Origin of the sequence: Paenibacillus sp. RU5M (genome assembly GCF_900221055.1) — a bacterium.
GTDB lineage: Bacteria > Bacillota > Bacilli > Paenibacillales > Paenibacillaceae > Paenibacillus > Paenibacillus marchantiae.
The window spans coordinates 508,311-525,212 of the sequence record NZ_OBQM01000003.1 but is presented as its reverse complement, the minus strand read 5'-3'; the positions used below and the strand labels follow the sequence as shown (position 1 = coordinate 525,212).

The window sequence follows — 16,902 nt, the reverse complement described above, 5'->3', positions numbered from 1 at the left end:
GTTCTGAATCAACGCAGCGTTAATCGTGGACAAGCGACTTTACCAAACAAGGGACGTTAAATAGACTTCAAAACAAGCTCAGCAAACAGCAAAAAAACCGCAAGAACTCCCTTGATTCGGGAAGGTTCGTGCGGTTTTGTGTGTTAAGGGAAGATGAACAACGATTAGATATCAACTCAATCAATTTAACAGAAAACTGGATATTTAATGTTAACGCAAAATTTCCGGTAGAGACTCCCAAAGAAAATGGATGGCATATAAGCATATGACATACTCTTTTCATGCCATTGGCCAGTGTAGACGAAGCCTTTTAACGATTGAGATGATACGGCACAGTCGTGACAATCACGTCTTTGTAATTGATCAGATATGCACGGATCATGAAGCTGGTCTGGTTGTGCAGTACATTTTGCCACCAATGCTTGGTGATGAACTGTGGAATTAGAATCGTGATATGGTCCGTCTCGGCCGTTTTCCATTCCACGGTATCAATGAACTTCTTGAGCGGTCCCATAATACTGCGGTATCTTGATTTAATTACAACCAGGCGAACGCCAGGGTTCCACTCTTCCCACTTCTGCTCCATCTTGCGGATGGCTTCATCATCGAACCCGATATACAAGGCAACCACATGATCTGACATCGTCTGGGCGTAAGAGATTGTATTCATGACCACCCTCGTAATGCCAGCCACCGGAATAACGATGGTATTGCCCTTTCTTACCGGTTTCTCCAGCTTAATATCTATCCGCAATTCATCCGCAATGTTGCAGTAATGACGGTGAATGCGCATGAACACATAAACGACGAGTGGCAGGAAAATAAAGATAACCCATGTTTGTGTGAACTTGGTGAAAATAAAAATCAATGTAATCGACAGCGTGGTCAGCATACCAATCGTATTGACGAGCAGCTTCACACCCCATCCGGATGGTTTGACTTTGATCCAGCGAATCATCATGCCCAGCTGTGACAGGGTAAATGGAATGAACACGCCCACAGCGTAGAGCGGAATCAGGCTTTCTGTATTCCCTTTGAATCCGACAACCAGTAAGGCAGACATCACACTGAGAAAAATAATACCGTTCGAGAAGCCAAGGCGGTCTCCTCTAACCATAAACATATGTGGCATATATTTATCCTTTGCCATCATGAATGACAGCAGCGGGAAAGCAGAATAGGCCGTATTCGCTGCCAGGAACAGAATCAAGGCCGTTACACCCTGAATAATAAAATACATCGTACCCCTGCCAAATGTCGCTTCGGCAATCTGGGAAATGACTGTGGCTTTCGGATCAGGCTTCACCCCGTAACCATAAGCAAGTAACGTAATCCCGATAAACATGGCTCCCAGAATACATCCCATAAGCATCAAGGTTCCTGCTGCATTTTTCTCCGCAGGCTGCTTGAAGTTCGGAATGGCGTTACTCACCGCCTCAACCCCGGTCAAGGCCGAACAACCCGAGCTGAATGCCTTCAGCAGCAGAAACAGACTCACATGAGACATACTCGTTCCGAATTCTGGGGCCGCAGCTTCCATGCCACCAGCCAGAAATTTGATACCTCCGGAGATAATCAGAATCGCAATCGAAAAGATAAACAGATATATGGGGATCGCCAATACGGAAGCTGATTCCGTCACCCCTCGCAAATTCATAATAGTCAGAAATACAATCATGATCAGTGCAATGACGATGCTGTAATCATGAAGCATTGGAAAGGCAGATGTAATCGCATCGGTCCCTGCGGACGAACTTACCGCAACAGTCAGAATATAATCGACCAGCAAAGATCCTCCGGCAATCAAGCTCGGAGCCGTGCCGAGATTATCCTTGGCTACGATATACGCGCCGCCTCCTGTTGGATAAGCAAAAATCGTCTGGCGGTAGGAAAAAATTAAAATGACGAGTAATCCCAACACGGCGATGGAGATTGGAACAGAGTACCACAAGGCGGCGAATCCGGCCGCAACGAGCACCAGTAAGATCTGCTCCGTACCGTAGGCAACGGACGATAGTGCATCGGAGGATAGGATGGCAAGTGCCTTCCATTTCCCCAATTTTTCTGCATCCAATTCAGCCGATTTCATTGGCTTGCCTATTAAGATTCTCTTCATTTTGCCAAGCATGATCATAACTTCCTTCCGTCTTTCATCTGTGAAGCATTGTTATTATGCAAAATCGCCGAGCCATTGACAATACGTCATTTCACCCGAATTTCGCCAGCGTGTGATAATGCATTCTACGATTCAATAATCGATAACAAAGCCGCGCTTTATCAGTTTTTTGAACGTTTTTGAACCAAAATGGCGTTTGTTCGCCGAAAAAAAGGAAATGGCCTTCGGTTTAATAAACCAAAGACCATTCATATTAGGCTGTGTTGTAGCTCTTTCTTTTATACGATTTCGATCCGTCAAACTTCTATGCCCAATATACCAGGACGTGGAGTGACACCGAAAGCTTGGGCCAATGTAGCTAGCTGCTCATCCGTAATTCTCTGTCTGATCTCATGACCTGCAACCAGCATATACACCTGAGCCGCTTTCTCAATAGTCTCAATGAGGCCAAAGGCTTCATCAATCGTTGTACCTGTTCCAAAAATCCCATGCTGCGGCCAAATGACCGCATGGTATTCCTTCATTTTCTCAGCCGTTTCCCGTCCAATTTCATTCGATCCAGGCACCATCCACGGAATAATACCAACACCGTCAGGAAATACGACAACGCATTCCGTACACATCTGCCACAGCGTCTTTGTAAATTTCATTTCATCCAACTCATGTATAAAGGTCATCGCCAGCACATTGGTCGCATGGTTGTGCATCACAACCCGGTGTTTCGAGTCGACTTTCAGACGTTCGATATGACTCATAAAATGCGTAGGCAATTCACTCGTTGGGTTCGCTCCCGACTTTAGCCCCCACAGCACTTCCAGCTCCTGTCCATCATTCGATACTCGTAGCAACCCCAGATTGCTCTCCGGATCAGCCAGTACATTTTTGAAATATTTGCCCGAAGCAGTCACAATAAAATACTTGCCTGCCAGCTCATGCATCGAAAATGCTGGTTTGATCTTGCGGATCACAAGGTTGATATCGATATATTTGGCAACTTCCTCTTCCCCCAGCAGATAGCTGACATTGCCACCATTGCGTTCATCCCACCCGTTTTTCCACATATGTTGAGTAATCTCCGCCATCTCACGAACAAATGGGATATGGAAGCCTGCAGCCTGCGTTGTTTCATTGGTAAGGGTCACGTTCATCATCATTCTCTCCTCATGATAAAAAATAGAATGCCCATCACGTACATAGTAAGTTCCTTTTTTCACATTCATTATACCTTTGTTTGCTTTTATTAGTCAATGATTCACAGCGTTATTTGCTTTATTTATTTTTGTTTATCTTTGTTTTGTGTATATTTATAAAAATAAGCAAAAAAATACCTCACCGGCGTCCGGCGAGGTCAGTCACACATCTATCTAACACGAGAAGGGGTTTACAAGAATTATCTTACCTCTGCTACCTTAATAGAAGCTGAAAATGAAATAAAAAAACGATGAAAACCCCTTTAGCAAAAAATGGAGGTCATCGCTACTATTCATCCATTTAAGCTATATATTTAAAGACGTTTCGTTGTGCTGCCCTGAATGTAGAACATTTTTATTTCTTTTTCAGCAAATAAGACGGGTGCATCAGCCCTGTCGGTTCATACCGCTCATCCCGTACATACTCAAAGCCCAGCTTGGACAGCATGTGACGTGACACTTCATTATCCGGATGATGCCCAGCAAACAACGCTTTAGCCTTCAGTTCTCCAAATGCATAGTCAATCACCGCTCGTGCCGCCTCCATGGCGTAGCCCTTGCCCCAATGATCCCGGGTAAGATGAAATCCCAATTCATATATCTCTTCTTCTGGAGAATATGGGCGAAAGCCGCAGCAACCAACAAACACTTCCGAATCTTTCTCAAAGATTGGCCAGTATTGCACTCCCACCTCTTCTTGCCTTTTTATTTCCTGCGTAAATCGCGCTTCCACTTCATCCTCGCTCAGAAATCCCTTGCTGCTAATCCACTTTGATACCTCATGATCTCCCCATAGAGCCGAAGCCAGAGCACGATCTTCTTCATTCCAGTTCGAGAAAACAAGCCGCTCGGTTTCAAGAAACGTTGGTCTGTTCATCGTCCAATACCCTCCTGTTTCACAACATCAGTCTTCACGATGTTCCTAATATAAATTACTCAAATAGTATCCTATGTAAACAAAAATTTGATTGTACCCGTTATATTACTAAGATTAATAGCTATAATTTCTGAGCCAGTTTCTCAAACTGATTGATATGAGGCTTAATCTCTTTTTCTACACTTTTGATAAAAGATCTAAACAGTTTCTGACTGAATTCATCTCCAACACCTACATCTTTGTATACTTTTCCTTTTTTATATGTAAATGAGAAGAAATAACCGTCCTTCAGCCCATCTAAAATATTTTCTGCACCGCCCATTATTTTAAGACTTAAATTTGAATCTTTGTACGCAAAGTAATAAGGAGGGTCGTATTCTCCATGTCGAACATCATATCCTGAAATCCACTGATCCTTAGCAAAATTCCCTTTCTGAATACGATTTTCAAGCATAGTTGCTTCGTAGGATATTTCTCTAATCTCCAGTTCACCCTTTCCATCCTTTTTGTCATTCTTCCAAAAGCCATCATACTTGAGGTCTGTAACACGGTCCTCATCACTCGTCACTGCTTTGTAGACACCATACCCCGAACGTTTACCTGCTACCCAGTTTCCCTTATAAGTCTTGCTCTTTCCCCAGGTCATCGTTCCATAGCCATGAGGCTTGCCATTCTTGGTTTCACCGTAATAAGTTACTCCATTTCCAAGCTCCAAGGTGCTCATTGAAGAGGCTGCATCTGAATCGTGCGGAGACATGAACAATGATAAACACAAGGTTAATCCCAAAACGTACAACAACATCTTTTTCAAAATTACAATCTCCCTTTCGTTTTGATATAAGAATATCAATCATTCCTATAACAACTACTTAAATTTATAAAGACCCTAGTATAATATCACTTCCACCCCAGATGCATCCATAAAAAAAGAAAAACCTCTGCCGACAACATGTCCGACAGAGGTTCACAAAGCACGCTACATTCATTAGAAATCAGATGTTGCGATTTGAATTGTGCCTGTTGAAGCACCTGACGGAGTAGTCAACAAAGCAGCTACGAGCAGCAAATCAACAGACAACGTAAGGCTGTTGCCAGCAGGGATCAAATACGTGATTACTGGAGCGTTAACACGAGTTACAACCAGGTCTACCGGGGCAGTACCAAAATTGTTTACCGTGATGCTGGCATTCGTGCCTCCAGCGAGGTTTTCATAATACGATTTACCCACGCTTGCATCTAAGGCATAAAATTGTTGCGGTAAAAGGATGGCCATGGAAATCACCTCCTTTTGCTTTGATACAGTATTCTATGTTTGGAATCTATTAATGTAACGGTAAAATGACCGTGTGATAACGTCCATTTTAATAGAGACGCTAGAATACTAGACACAAAAAAGCCCCGCCAGTCATTAGGCGGAGCTAATTACACAAAACTCATATTCTAAGATTTTTAAGCATACAGCATGAAAAAGTTCAACTCATGCCCCTGCTGTTTGAGGTAATTATACAACTGTGAACGGTGATGGAATACGTGAGTTAGCGTTTCAATTTGCCATTGAGCCTGCAAATGACCGTGCTCCATATAGAAGGCTTTGGTTGAGCGGTTCAACAGATCTTCTTCGCTCAGCGATACAATATAAGCTTTGTAGGCTTTTAAATTGCCCCAAAGTATCGCCTCCAGTTTTTCAATATCCTCGATCCCTGACAGGCTATTCTCTACCACACCAACCTCAGCTTCGCTCTTCTCCTGCATAATGGCAAGGTCCGATGCTGTGATCTGAATAAAATGATGGACCAGTTCCACCAGTGAACGCATATTGTCCTGCGGGCGGTATGCCCAATCCTCTGGACGGATTAGGCGGATCAGACTCGCCCCCGTACGTACTCCTGTCTCCAATTCATTGAGCAGATGATCCCGAATTTGCAATGTTCCATTCATATATGATATCTCCTTTACTATTATTCTCACGATCTCAGTATATCTGAAGGGGCAACCGACTTATTGTACAAATCGGACAACCTTTGTTGATGTTCCTTGGCAGCGGTCAGCGGGGTTTCCCCATAAAACTTGCGGAATTGACGAATCAAGTGGGCTTGGTCAAAAAAACCATGATTCAGGGCCAGCGCTACCCCATCCGCCGTATGCCCCTGATGAATACTGCCCAGGACACGATGAAAACGAACCACCTCACTGAATCGCTTCGGACTGATTCCGATCCATTCTGCAAACTTCCGATGCAGCTGGCGTTCACTGACAACTTCTCGCATTGCCAGCTCACTGACGCTCATACGTCCCCCATCGATAAAGATGCGATGCAGCGCGTTTTTCATCAAATCATTCTCGTATGTATTGGTTTGCACGGATAGTGGACTCAGATAGGCATTCATTACCTGCACCCGTTCTTCAAAGATTCTTGTTCCAGCTATCCGCTCCTGAAGCTCATTCAACCTGACTGGCCAACATTCCTCAAGCGGAATTCGCATGTCCGTAAATCCTTCCAATGGCAAACCATGAAAGACGTACGCCCCACCCGGAAAAAAACGTACGCCAAATGTGTAATCTGCGGAAGGACTTACATCGAATGCCTCGGGCACAGCAAATGGATGCGTATAATTACCACAGTATACATAGGAATGAGCCGAACGGACTGAGTCGTATGTAATCAGCATGTCCGTGCAGCCATCCGGCAATACCCTAGCGGGCACTGATATAGGTTCCTGATCTTGCTCTCCTGTGTGCGGAATAGAACCGGATTCCCAATAACAGGCTACATGAGCCATTAGGGAAATAGAAGGTATTTGTTCAATATAATACGTGTTCCGATCTGTCCCATTCATCTGAATGGGTCTGAACAGCGGATGCAGGCTGCGGTCCACGAACCATCCCTCCGTTACTAGCATTTATGTATTTATCTATCATACCATCAACCGATGAAATGAAGAAAAAAAGTACCCCGCCGGACGATCCGACGGGGCTAGTCACACATCTATTTAACACGAGAAGGGGTTTACAAGACTTATCTTACCCCTGTTACCTTAACGGAATCTGAAATGAAGATGAAAAGAACATCAATTTTTATGGACAACTCCGGAGACATTTATTGCTCCCATGAAGGATTAAGCGCTCTAGCCATGGCACGGATATAATCCTGACTAGCCCGCTGGCTAACTTCCGCATCAGGCACAAATACTTCGAAGCAGTGATAAGCACCGGGATACAGGTGCATTTCGACATCCACTCCCGCTGCCGCAAGGCGTGTCACATAGTCGATTGTCTCATCTCGAAACAGATCAAGCTGGCCAATACACGTATACATTGGGGGTAGCCCTGCCAGATTTTCAGTTCTTGCTGGGACAGCGTAAGAAGGCATGTGGTGTTCTTCGTTCTCCCCCAATCCCTCCATCTCTCCTCCAAGGTACATACTCCATGCCTCCAGGTTATTCGTCCGATTCCATGTGGCATTTTGTTCCGTAATTTCGTGGCTCGAAGCCGAAATATTCCGATCGTCCAGCATCGGGTACAGCGGCATTTGGAAGATCAGGCTCGGCCCACCTTTATCGCGGACCATTTGTGCAAGTGCTGCAGTCAGTCCTCCACCTCCGCTTGCTCCTGCAATTGCGACCCGGCTAAGATCAATGCCAAGCGACTCCGTTTCGTCCGTCATCCATACCAGACCTGCATAGCAATCATGAAGGCCAGCAGGATAAGGATGCTCAGGGGCCAGGCGATAATCAACCGATACAACTACGCAATGAGCCGCTTGTACAAAGCGTTCACATAATGCATCATCCATATCCGGATGTCCCAGCACATAACCTCCTCCATGAATCCACAACATCGCTGGCAATTTATCTCCAGTACGCTCAGCCGGTTCATATATTTTGACCAGCATGTCTCCTGCTGCCCCAGCAATAATTCTCTTTGTTGTGCGTACGTCATCCGACTTCTCAATCGGTGGATTCATGAGCATCGCCCGGCTAACCTGCAATGCCCCCTTCAAATTAAAGCCCGGAAACTGTGCTAGTGTATCTCTTAATTCAGGTACCACCCGATCTACAAAACTCATATATAATTCCTCCTTCAGCGTATCTTCTCTATGCTTTTTGTCCAATCTCAGCTTCCCACTTAGCCAACTCTGTCCGCACTCGAGGTGCTACCTCAGTTCCAAGTAATTCGATTGCTCTCATCACCTGATCATGTGGCATCGTGGCAATTGGTACGTACATCATGAAACGTGTAATGCCCACATTCTTGCGTAGATGAACAATCTTCCGGGCAACCGTCTCTGGATCACCTACATACAAAGCACCGTCAGGGCTGCGCGCGGCATCAAAGCTGGCACGACTGTAATGTCCCCATCCGCGTTCCTTGCCAATTTTGTTCATGCCCGCCTGGGTAGAAGGAAAGAACAGATCAGCCGCCAGCTCTGTATCTTCAGCCACAAATCCCAGCGAATGCGATCCCACAGTAAGCTTCGAAGCGTCATGTCCGGCATGTGCCGCTGCCTGCTTGTACAACTGTACAAGGGGGCCAAAATTCCGTTCCGGGCTCCCGCCAATAATAGCCAACGTCAACGGAAGCCCCAGTAATCCTGCACGCACCACCGATTCCTGATTGCCCCCGCTGCCAATCCATATGGGCAAAGGGCTCTGCACAGGCCGTGGATATACGCCCAGATTATGTATTGCAGGTCTGTGCCCACCTCGCCAGTTGACTATTTCGGACTTTTGCAGGTTAAGCAGCAGTTCCAGATGTTCATCGTACAGCTCATCATACTCACCTAGCTCATATCCAAACAAAGGGAATGATTCGGTAAAGGAACCCCGCCCTGCCATAATCTCCGCACGTCCATTCGAAATGCCATCCAGTGTGGCAAAATCCTGAAACACACGTACCGGGTCAGCGGACGAAAGTACCGTTACTGCACTAGTCAGCCGAATACGCTTGGTCAGGGATGCAGCTGCGGACAGCACCATCGCAGGGGAAGAAGCCGCATAATCTTTACGATGATGTTCTCCTACGCCAAATACATCCAACCCCACCTGATCGGCAAGAACGATTTCTTCCACCACTTCACGCAATCGCTGTGCGTGACTTATGACCTCACCTGTCCGAAGATCGGGTGTTGTCTCCACAAACGAAGTAATTCCTATTTCCATAACTGATTTCTCCTTATTCAAAATTGGACTATCACTACTCGTAAAATAAATTACCGATCGGTATGTTATTTAGGTAGTTAATATATCTCACTGTTTCGCTTAATGTCAATCTATTTATTTTGATTAAATATGTATCTCATTTCTTAAATACATCATCAAAAAGACGTTGGTTTGACAAATTATTGAGAGTTATATATTATATATCATACTGATGAGTACGAAATATAATTATCAAAACACGATCCAATACGAAATATCTATACTTGAGAAAATATAAGTAACAAGGAGTATTTATTATGGCGAGAACTCGCGAATTTGACGAAGAGAAGGTACTGGATGCTGCGATGCAGCTTTTTTGGGAAAAAGGATATGAGGCCACTTCATTAAGCGATCTGACTTCGAGGATGGGCATCCAAAGACCCAGTATATATTCCACTTTTGGAGATAAAAGAGAACTGTTCGAAACTTCGCTACGGAAATACACGATGGCGCGTGCCGCAGAGATGCGAACCAGATTGGCGGGTATTGCATCGGTAAAAGAGGCTTTCCGTACTTTTTTTGCAGAAATCGTGGACGAAGAATACAACGCAGAGCGACTCAGTCGTGGATGCTTTTGCATCAATACGATGGTTGAGCTTGCACCCCATGATGAGAAATTTGAAATTCTCACCCGGGAACATCAGATGTACCTGTCGGTCATCTTTCAGGAAAATATCGAGCGGGGAATGCGATCAGGGGAACTTAACCCCTCCCTGGACGCTAAGGCTGTCGCGCAAGCACTTATTGTATCCCTAATTGGACTGACCGTTTTCATGAAGTCCCGTCCCAATCGTTCATTTATAGAAAACTCGATTCGAGTCACACTTTCCTTGCTGGATTAAGTCCAAGTGATGATAAGAAAAAATAGCACTGCTGGCTAAAACGCCGGCAGTGCTTCATTCATTTCACTGTAAACTTGACCCTCTGCGATTGGCTGACCAACATAATACCTCATTCGGATTTTCCAAAAGTATATACTTTGGTCAAACGCCCAGTCGTTCGCGTGGGCAATCGCATAGGATGCCGTATAAATGATTTGGGAGGTTTTTTCTTGAATAATTATCAAATGATGCATCCAATGGCTAACTCACATTATGTGCCCCATATGCCCCATAACATTGTCGTTCATCCAGTGGATCATTGCGTAGTCGAAAGTCTGATGTCCCTGGTTGGAAAAGTGGTTATCCTGGAAACGACTCGCGGCAGACTGGATGGATGTGTGGTCGCTGTTAAACATGACCATGTTGTTCTGGAGGAAAGAAACAGAAAATTCTTCGTGCGTATTGCCGAAATCGTCTGGATTATGCCTGACTAAATACTGATTGAGGGCTAACGGACCAAACTCCTCTTAAAATGGAGAATTAGACCAAACTTAAGAGATGATTCCTGTGCTGCACAGGGGTCATCTTTTAAGTCTGCTCGCTCCACTGTTCATATTTTTTAAAGAGACGAGTACAGGTTTAAAGTTTCTCGAAGGAACATTATAATGAGAGTACGAAATAACGATGCATTACGAGGTGAGAATTTGCAATATCTGTTTACAATACTATTCATCCTAGGCTTTATGGCTTTCTTCGTATTTATTGTTTTGATGGTCTTATCCATACGAAAACATAACCGGATACCGATAAAGCATGTTTTGCTAACGGCGGCATGTTTTGCAATTGCTTCGATAGGAATGTATGGCATGTTGGCTTTACCTTCAAATACTCCGCAATCATCGGGGACAGAACACACGGAGAAACAAGAATCTGGCGCTGTTACAACAGAGGAAGATCACGCACCTCTAACTCAAACGAATGCCTCTGGCTTCCATATGACAACGGAGGAATTCAAAAACAAGTTTAATGGCGCCGTGGGCAAATACCGACTAAATGGTTTGAGTATTACCCGCTTGAATATGAAAGACTCTTCAGAGCAGGGCACTGGAGCTTTCGAGTATGTATTCAATGATAAATTACGATTGGTTGGTACATTAAATTCAGATCAAAAAGTGCAGGAAGTCAGGTTTTACGGGACTGGTGATGTCAGCGAACCAACGGGTGGAATCTTTTTGACGGCTATCGCTACACTTATTCTGACAACCAACAATGAGTACACATATAATGATGCGCAAAACGTGATTCAGGATATCGGTATATTGGATCGCGATGTAAGTCAGAGTAATTTTGATGAAGCGACGGTTCGAAATGGATTTGAATATCGCTTCAGCGTACAGGACCATGATCAATCTACTTTTGAAATAACTGTTGCGAAATAAGACCCCAATGTGTAAAGAGGCCGCTCCATGAAGGAACGGCCTAACGTGTGATATGTACTGTTTGGATAGTTCAGTAATAATGAACACCTCCACAATGCGAGAGTTACTCAATGATGTGTCTTACCTTTGAATCACATGATTAACGATTCTCTGAGCATCGTATTTAACCCATCCCAACAGTGCTGAACCTCGGGATGTTTGCCAAGGCAGCCCTACAAAATACAGTCCAGCAACCGGTGATACTCCTCTCTCGTGTAAAATTTCACCTTGGGAATCAAAAGCAGTAGCGATATCAATCCAACCATCATTTCGTTTAAACCCAGTAGCCCAGATAATATTGTCTATTGGTGCCTCACTCCCATCCTCATATAGGATGCGGTTATCTATTGCATTCATAGCACGTGGACGCTTGTTAACTTTCCCTTTAGTGATCAACTCTTTTAACTCATAGCCATATACGTACTCAGGCTGATTTCGTAACCATTTTCCGACCATACGATCTGCACTTGCACGTAATACTCCGAGCTTTTCGAAATACCAGAATATACTTCGTTTCATGATATGCAAAGGTCTAAATGTTATATTTCGAGCTATGGATATGTATACGGTTTGTCTATCATCTGATGCTAACTCTACAGCAATTTGGGCGCCTGAATTCCCTCCACCTACGACTACTGTTGTTCCAGGAAGCAATTGAGAGCGGTTTTTATACTCTGATGAATGAAGTTGAATTACATTCTCGGATAATAATTTCGCAAAATGAGGAACATTCTTGGTCTGGAAAGGTCCCGTCGCAACGATAATATTGCGCGCTTCTATCATTCCATCATTGGTTTCAGCATAGAACATCTCATCTTGTTTCGAGAGACGAGAGATTGAACAGTTCAACTTTATTGGAAGCTCCATTTGTTTAGCATAGTTTTCAAAATAATCTGCAATTTCATCTTTGCTTGGCAGGCTATTTTTATTTCCACTAGGAGGCATTCCGGGTAATCCGTCATACATTCGTGGGGTAAAAAGACGCAAGGAGTCGTACCGTTTACGCCAAGATTCCCCGACAGATGAGACAGCGTCAACGATTAAAAAGGTTAACCCCGACTGTTGAAGATAGTAACCTGCCGCCAAGCCTGCTTGCCCAGCCCCGATAACTAATACATCATACATATGTATCATCTCCAATATCGCTTATGCATTAATATATGAGCACTTATTCATATGTTTATTTTACTTAACTACTGTCTATTTAGCAATAGTAGAGACTATCATCATACTAATCAAAATTAAAAAGACTCCCTCACGGGAGCCTTTACTCATTTAATCCTAGTTTGCTTGTAACGTATCTTTAATGCTATTCCTGATATGCTGGTTAGTTTTACCTGGTGTATTGATCGATGTCATCGATCGCAGATTGATGCTCTCTTCTATGATGATCTTCATGCTGTCGAACGTCGTTCTTTAACTTGGCTAAGAACCCCCACCCCATAAATACAAGTAAAAGCACGGTAATCAGCGCATAAGCAAGGCTATATAGATTCATATAGAAGTTGATAAAAATTGCAGCGAGCATCAAGCCCAGAATCCACAATGTCCACTTCGTACCCTTTCTCAAATGATTTCCTCCCTCGATCTTAGTAAATGAAAAAAGGCTCCCTTTCGGGAGCCTTCATCTATCGGCATTACAAAAGGTTTTTACACCTTTATTACATCATGCCGCCCATTCCACCCATACCGCCCATATCAGGAACGCCACCAGCGCCTGCAGGTTCTGGTTTGTCAGCGATAACCGCTTCAGTAGTCAGGAACATTGCTGCTACGGAAGCAGCGTTTTGCAATGCATAACGTGTTACTTTCGCAGGGTCAACGATACCCGCTTCGATCATATTAACCCACTCGCCAGTCGCAGCGTTGAAGCCTACGCCAGTTTGTTCTTTTTTCAGACGTTCCACGATTACGGAACCTTCTTCGCCAGCGTTAGCTGCGATTGTACGGATTGGTGCTTCCAAAGCGCGCAGGACGATGTTTACGCCTGTTTGCTCGTCACCGGACAGGGCTACGCCTGCAACCGCGTTGTATACGTTCATGAGCGCTGTACCACCACCGGATACGATACCTTCTTCAACCGCAGCGCGAGTTGCGTTCAGGGCATCTTCGATGCGCAGTTTGCGTTCTTTCAATTCTGTTTCAGTAGCCGCACCGACTTTGATTACTGCTACACCGCCGGACAATTTAGCCAGACGCTCTTGCAGTTTCTCTTTGTCGAACTCGGAAGTTGTTTCTTCCAGTTGCGTACGGATTTGGCTTACACGTGCATCGATATCGGATTTGTTACCAGCACCGTCAACGATAATTGTGTTTTCTTTAGTTACACGGATTTGACGAGCTGTACCCAGTTGTTCCACAACAGCGGATTTCAGGTCCAGACCCAGTTCTTCCGTGATCAATTGGCCACCAGTGAGGGCAGCGATATCTTGCAGCATTGCTTTACGACGGTCACCAAAGCCAGGAGCTTTAACAGCTACAGCGTTGAATGTACCACGCAATTTGTTCACAACCAGCATCGCCAGTGCTTCGCCTTCGATATCTTCAGCGATCAATACAAGCGGTTTGCCTTGTTGAACGATTTTCTCCAGCAATGGCAAGATTTCTTGCGTGTTGGAGATTTTTTTGTCTGTGATCAGGATGTACGGGTTGTCCAAAACAGCTTCCATTTTGTCCGTATCCGTGATCATGTATGGAGAGATGTAACCGCGGTCGAATTGCATACCTTCAACCACTTCCAGCTCTGTAGCGAATCCACGGGATTCTTCAACAGTGATAACGCCGTCTTTACCCACTTTTTCCATAGCTTCAGCGATCAGTTCGCCTACTTCTTCGTCAGCTGCAGAGATCGCCGCAACTTGTGCGATGGATTGTTTGGTTTCAACTGGTTTGGAGATGGATTGCAGTTCAGCTACAGCAGCTTTAACCGCTTTGTCGATCCCTTTACGGATACCGATTGGGCTAGCGCCTGCAGTTACGTTTTTCAAACCTTCTGTGATCAGCGCTTGAGCCAATACAGTTGCAGTTGTTGTACCGTCACCGGCAACATCATTTGTTTTGGTTGCTACTTCTTTAACCAGTTGTGCACCCATGTTCTCGAATGCATCTTCCAGTTCGATTTCTTTAGCAATCGTTACACCGTCATTCGTGATGAGCGGGCTTCCGAATTTTTTCTCCAGAACAACGTTACGGCCTTTAGGACCGAGTGTTACTTTAACTGCATTAGCCAATGCGTCCACACCACGAAGCATGGAACGACGAGCGTCTTCACTGAATTTAATGTCTTTAGCCATGGTAAGAAAACCTCCCTAGTATATTGTGTAAAATGGTGTTGCTATATGGTTCGGTTAACCGATTAAATTTGAATTAGTCGAGAATCGCGTGAATATCGCTTTCTTTCATAATCAAATATTCTTTACCTTCGAACTTGATTTCTGTACCGGCATATTTGGAGAAAATAACGCGATCTCCTTCTTTCACTTCCAGAGCTACACGTACTCCGTCTTTCAATACTCCTGCGCCAACAGCAATAATTTTACCCTCTTGCGGTTTTTCTTTAGCGGAGTCCGGCAGTACGATCCCGAAAGAAGTTGTTTGCTCTTGCTCCAGTGGTTCTACCAATACGCGTTCACCTAAAGGTCTGATCATGAAAAATAGCCTCCTTTTGAAATTATATAACGTTACATTGTAGGTTGTAGCCATATGTATTAGCACTCGACAGTGTTCAGTGCTAACAACCAACTTTATGATACTTCAACTTGAAGCATGATTTCAAGTCCTTTTCATGAATTCCTGCGAGATTTTACGTTGTATTTACACCAACCCAGCCAAAAAACTCCCGATTGGCCTGCGTAAATGCCATAATACCTCATTAACTTATTCCACAGAATCCGTAAGTCCTCCTGCATCGTTCTCAGGCAGCCCTTTTCCATTGTATCCATTGTTGAACATAATATGCCTGCTTGTCCCGTCCATCAGAATATATAACCGTAAAAGCTTGTCTCCCTTTAGTTCCCGGGTAAGAACTGGTCGCCTTATCCCGGGACGGCACCATACAAGACTATCACAGTTACAAAAATCCTATGGAATCTCTCTTGTTATACTGCGCTCTGCTTATCCTCGGCACGGATGTAACGGGATTCAGCCTCTGCATCAGCTGCAAGCTGTTTGCGATACACAAAGCCAGACAGAAACACACTGATCTCATATAACAGGAGCAAAGGAATCATCACAAGAAAATCGGAAATAAAGTCAGGCGGTGTAACCACAACCGCAATGAAAATCAGGACAAAATAAGCGACTCTGCGCATTTTGCGAAGCCGGATGGGATTCAATATGCGCAGTCCTGTCAGGAACATAATGATTAACGGAAGTTCGAACAACAGGGATACCGGCAGTACAATGCCAAACAAAAAACTGAAATACTGCTTCATTCCGTAAGTCTCGACAAGCCCCATTTTTTCCGTAATCGATGAAGTAAAAGAAAGTGCCATCGGGAAAACAACGTAATAGGAGAAAGCTAACCCGATCAGAAATAACAGAAATACATAAGGTACATACTTCAACGTGGCTTTTCGCTCACGCGGCCTGAGACCTGGACTGACAAACTTCCAGAGCTGAAACACCGTAAACGGCAGCGTGATGACCAGTGAGAACAGACCGGCAATCTTCATGTAGATGCCAATCCCGTCCCAGAACGAGAATGCATGCAGCACAAACCCCTGAGCAGTCTCTGCCTTCGTCAGATATTGATACACCGGGTCCGCCACCAGAAAGCCTGCCACCAGCCCCAAAATAAAAATACTCAACACATAAATCAACCGCTTGCGCAGTTCACTCAAATGTTCTGTAAGCGTCATTTCTTCCTTCTGCTGCGTCATGCCTGCCCCCCATTGTTGCCAGCTTAAAATACAAAACCCTTCCGGCAGGAAGGGATTTCTCTTTCATTGCCGTCAAAGTTATTCCGGCAGGCGTTTGTCCTCAGGCTTGTCTGCAGATGCAGTTTCAGATGCCAGCGGCTTCGCCTTTTCCTGCTCCTTGCGACTGGATGAATCATCATCCGAAATAATCTCACGTGCGCCTTCTTTGAATTCACGGAAAGTGCGTCCGACTGCCCGCCCCAATTCCGGAAGCTTGTTAGGTCCAAACAAAAGCAACGCGATAACGGCCAGCAAAATAAAACCTGTTGGTCCAATGGAACTAAACATTGATATTATTCCTCC

General features: G+C 44.6%; 18 protein-coding genes. 3 read left to right on the top strand and 15 right to left on the bottom strand.

The window, feature by feature from the left end; genetic code table 11:
- Positions 1-310: 310 nt before the first annotated feature.
- From CRO25_RS12965 to CRO25_RS12925, 9 genes are all read right to left on the bottom strand, one after another.
- Positions 311-2,128, bottom strand: a complete 1,818-nt coding sequence (locus CRO25_RS12965; protein WP_063564464.1) for an APC family permease — start codon at positions 2,126-2,128, stop codon at positions 311-313.
- A gap of 284 nt (positions 2,129-2,412) precedes the next feature.
- Complete coding sequence (gene rhaD / locus CRO25_RS12960) at positions 2,413-3,264, bottom strand: rhamnulose-1-phosphate aldolase (protein ID WP_079695259.1); 852 nt, start codon at positions 3,262-3,264, stop codon at positions 2,413-2,415.
- 397 nt (positions 3,265-3,661) lie between these two features.
- Complete coding sequence (locus CRO25_RS12955; RefSeq protein ID WP_079695258.1) at positions 3,662-4,183, bottom strand: GNAT family N-acetyltransferase; 522 nt, start codon at positions 4,181-4,183, stop codon at positions 3,662-3,664.
- A gap of 121 nt (positions 4,184-4,304) precedes the next feature.
- On the bottom strand, positions 4,305-4,985 hold the full coding sequence (locus CRO25_RS12950; RefSeq protein ID WP_256863644.1) for a hypothetical protein: 681 nt from the start codon (positions 4,983-4,985) through the stop codon (positions 4,305-4,307).
- 183 nt (positions 4,986-5,168) lie between these two features.
- Positions 5,169-5,456, bottom strand: a complete 288-nt coding sequence (locus CRO25_RS12945) for a hypothetical protein (protein WP_079695256.1) — start codon at positions 5,454-5,456, stop codon at positions 5,169-5,171.
- A gap of 176 nt (positions 5,457-5,632) precedes the next feature.
- Complete coding sequence (locus CRO25_RS12940; protein ID WP_079695255.1) at positions 5,633-6,121, bottom strand: DinB family protein; 489 nt, start codon at positions 6,119-6,121, stop codon at positions 5,633-5,635.
- A gap of 26 nt (positions 6,122-6,147) precedes the next feature.
- The gene (locus CRO25_RS12935) at positions 6,148-7,083 is read right to left on the bottom strand and encodes a helix-turn-helix domain-containing protein (protein WP_373560308.1); all 936 of its coding nucleotides are present in this window, start codon (positions 7,081-7,083) and stop codon (positions 6,148-6,150) included.
- A 197-nt stretch (positions 7,084-7,280) separates the two neighbouring features.
- The gene (locus CRO25_RS12930; protein WP_079695253.1) at positions 7,281-8,249 is read right to left on the bottom strand and encodes an alpha/beta hydrolase; all 969 of its coding nucleotides are present in this window, start codon (positions 8,247-8,249) and stop codon (positions 7,281-7,283) included.
- 28 nt (positions 8,250-8,277) lie between these two features.
- The gene (locus tag CRO25_RS12925; protein WP_079695252.1) at positions 8,278-9,342 is read right to left on the bottom strand and encodes an LLM class flavin-dependent oxidoreductase; all 1,065 of its coding nucleotides are present in this window, start codon (positions 9,340-9,342) and stop codon (positions 8,278-8,280) included.
- A 296-nt stretch (positions 9,343-9,638) separates the two neighbouring features.
- Here CRO25_RS12925 and CRO25_RS12920 point away from each other — a divergent pair, with 296 nt between their 5' ends.
- The 3 genes from CRO25_RS12920 (at position 9,639) to CRO25_RS12910 (ending at position 11,641) form a co-directional block, all read left to right on the top strand.
- Positions 9,639-10,223 (top strand): TetR/AcrR family transcriptional regulator, encoded by a 585-nt coding sequence (locus CRO25_RS12920; protein WP_079695251.1) that lies wholly within the window; start codon positions 9,639-9,641, stop codon positions 10,221-10,223.
- A 209-nt stretch (positions 10,224-10,432) separates the two neighbouring features.
- Entirely contained in the window at positions 10,433-10,696 is a 264-nt protein-coding gene (locus CRO25_RS12915; RefSeq protein ID WP_064640066.1) for a DUF2642 domain-containing protein, read from the top strand.
- A gap of 372 nt (positions 10,697-11,068) precedes the next feature.
- A complete protein-coding gene (locus CRO25_RS12910) occupies positions 11,069-11,641 on the top strand; it encodes a hypothetical protein (protein ID WP_143813187.1) in 573 nt (190 codons plus the stop codon).
- A gap of 120 nt (positions 11,642-11,761) precedes the next feature.
- On the opposite strand, the gene CRO25_RS12905 is transcribed toward CRO25_RS12910, so the two are convergent.
- From CRO25_RS12905 to CRO25_RS12880, 6 genes are all read right to left on the bottom strand, one after another.
- Entirely contained in the window at positions 11,762-12,814 is a 1,053-nt protein-coding gene (locus tag CRO25_RS12905; protein WP_079695249.1) for an NAD(P)/FAD-dependent oxidoreductase, read from the bottom strand.
- A 199-nt stretch (positions 12,815-13,013) separates the two neighbouring features.
- Positions 13,014-13,250, bottom strand: a complete 237-nt coding sequence (locus tag CRO25_RS12900; protein WP_079695248.1) for a hypothetical protein — start codon at positions 13,248-13,250, stop codon at positions 13,014-13,016.
- Positions 13,251-13,341: 91 nt separating this feature from the next.
- On the bottom strand, positions 13,342-14,973 hold the full coding sequence (groL, locus tag CRO25_RS12895) for a chaperonin GroEL (RefSeq protein WP_079695247.1): 1,632 nt from the start codon (positions 14,971-14,973) through the stop codon (positions 13,342-13,344).
- A 73-nt stretch (positions 14,974-15,046) separates the two neighbouring features.
- Positions 15,047-15,328, bottom strand: a complete 282-nt coding sequence (gene groES / locus CRO25_RS12890) for a co-chaperone GroES (RefSeq protein ID WP_024630746.1) — start codon at positions 15,326-15,328, stop codon at positions 15,047-15,049.
- 449 nt (positions 15,329-15,777) lie between these two features.
- A complete protein-coding gene (tatC, locus tag CRO25_RS12885; RefSeq protein WP_063564478.1) occupies positions 15,778-16,560 on the bottom strand; it encodes a twin-arginine translocase subunit TatC in 783 nt (260 codons plus the stop codon).
- A 78-nt stretch (positions 16,561-16,638) separates the two neighbouring features.
- Positions 16,639-16,887 (bottom strand): twin-arginine translocase TatA/TatE family subunit, encoded by a 249-nt coding sequence (locus tag CRO25_RS12880; RefSeq protein ID WP_064640077.1) that lies wholly within the window; start codon positions 16,885-16,887, stop codon positions 16,639-16,641.
- Positions 16,888-16,902: the final 15 nt, after the last annotated feature.

Coding starts and splice junctions, on each gene's coding strand:
- CRO25_RS12955 (WP_079695258.1), bottom strand. CDS start 4,183: ATGAACAGACCAACGTTTCTTGAAACCGAGCGGCTTGTTTTCTCGAAC.
- groES (WP_024630746.1), bottom strand. CDS start 15,328: ATGATCAGACCTTTAGGTGAACGCGTATTGGTAGAACCACTGGAGCAA.
- CRO25_RS12950 (WP_256863644.1), bottom strand. CDS start 4,985: ATGTTGTTGTACGTTTTGGGATTAACCTTGTGTTTATCATTGTTCATG.
- CRO25_RS12940 (WP_079695255.1), bottom strand. CDS start 6,121: ATGAATGGAACATTGCAAATTCGGGATCATCTGCTCAATGAATTGGAG.
- groL (WP_079695247.1), bottom strand. CDS start 14,973: ATGGCTAAAGACATTAAATTCAGTGAAGACGCTCGTCGTTCCATGCTT.
- CRO25_RS12965 (WP_063564464.1), bottom strand. CDS start 2,128: ATGCTTGGCAAAATGAAGAGAATCTTAATAGGCAAGCCAATGAAATCG.
- CRO25_RS12945 (WP_079695256.1), bottom strand. CDS start 5,456: ATGGCCATCCTTTTACCGCAACAATTTTATGCCTTAGATGCAAGCGTG.
- CRO25_RS12925 (WP_079695252.1), bottom strand. CDS start 9,342: ATGGAAATAGGAATTACTTCGTTTGTGGAGACAACACCCGATCTTCGG.
- CRO25_RS12905 (WP_079695249.1), bottom strand. CDS start 12,814: ATGATACATATGTATGATGTATTAGTTATCGGGGCTGGGCAAGCAGGC.
- CRO25_RS12920 (WP_079695251.1), top strand. CDS start 9,639: ATGGCGAGAACTCGCGAATTTGACGAAGAGAAGGTACTGGATGCTGCG.
- tatC (WP_063564478.1), bottom strand. CDS start 16,560: ATGACGCAGCAGAAGGAAGAAATGACGCTTACAGAACATTTGAGTGAA.
- rhaD (WP_079695259.1), bottom strand. CDS start 3,264: ATGAACGTGACCCTTACCAATGAAACAACGCAGGCTGCAGGCTTCCAT.
- CRO25_RS12935 (WP_373560308.1), bottom strand. CDS start 7,083: ATGCTAGTAACGGAGGGATGGTTCGTGGACCGCAGCCTGCATCCGCTG.
- CRO25_RS12910 (WP_143813187.1), top strand. CDS start 11,069: ATGTTGGCTTTACCTTCAAATACTCCGCAATCATCGGGGACAGAACAC.
- CRO25_RS12880 (WP_064640077.1), bottom strand. CDS start 16,887: ATGTTTAGTTCCATTGGACCAACAGGTTTTATTTTGCTGGCCGTTATC.
- CRO25_RS12930 (WP_079695253.1), bottom strand. CDS start 8,249: ATGAGTTTTGTAGATCGGGTGGTACCTGAATTAAGAGATACACTAGCA.